Below are 781 nucleotides of genomic sequence, written 5' to 3'. Positions count from 1 at the left end.
CAGCGGATCGGGGCCCCCGCCGGCGGACGGCGCGACGGCCGGCCCCACCCAGCGCGCGCTCGACGCCGCCGAGGACCGCTGGCGGCGCGCCGCGGCAGACCTGGACAACCTGCGCAAGCGCTACGCGCGGGAGGTCGCACGCGAGCGCGAGAGCGAGCGGGAGCTCGTCACGTCGGCGTTCCTCCCGGTGCTCGACACCATCGATCGCGCGCTCGAGCACGCCGCAGCGGACCCCGAATCCATCGTCGAGGGCATCCGCACCCTCCGTGAGCAGGCCCTCGCCGTCGTCTCGGGGCTCGGCTACGGACGGGAGGACGAGCCCGGAGTGCCGTTCGATCCGGCGCGCCACGAGGTCGTGGGGGTGGTGGACGCCGACGGGGCCGGGACCCCGCCCGGTTCGGTGGCCGCCGTGGTCCGCCCCGGCTACGGCGCCCCCGGACGCCAGCTCCGACCGGCAGCCGTCACCGTGGCGCAGCGGCAGGAGACCTGACCGATGCCCCGCGACTTCTACGAGGTACTCGGGGTGTCCCGTGACGCCGGCCCCGACGAGCTGCAGCAGGCGTTCCGGCGGTTGGCGCGACAGAACCATCCGGACGTGAACAGGGATCCGGGGGCGGAGGAGCGGTTCAAGGAGATCAACGAGGCGTACTCCGTGCTGTCGGACCCGGAGCTCCGCAAGCGCTACGACCGATTCGGGGAGGACTTCCGGCGGGTTCCCGAGGACTGGGAGGAGCGCGTCGGTGCCGGGGCGGGCGGCTTCGGTGGCCGGGCCGGTCGTGGG

At 74.9% G+C, this 781-nt stretch carries 2 protein-coding genes; both read left to right on the top strand.

Annotated features, from left to right (window positions below; genetic code table 11):
• A partial coding sequence (locus PKE99_RS38055) for a nucleotide exchange factor GrpE (protein ID WP_271215101.1) occupies positions 1–490 on the top strand: 490 nt, incomplete at its 5' end.
• Positions 491–493: 3 nt separating this feature from the next.
• The coding region (locus PKE99_RS38050) for a DnaJ domain-containing protein (protein WP_271215100.1) at positions 494–781 on the top strand (288 nt) is incomplete at its 3' end.

The sequence above is a fragment of the Pseudonocardia halophobica genome (genome assembly GCF_027922425.1).
Classification (GTDB): domain Bacteria; phylum Actinomycetota; class Actinomycetes; order Mycobacteriales; family Pseudonocardiaceae; genus Pseudonocardia; species Pseudonocardia halophobica.
Note: the sequence above shows the minus strand (reverse complement) of the source record. Positions and strands in the feature narration are given on the sequence as shown.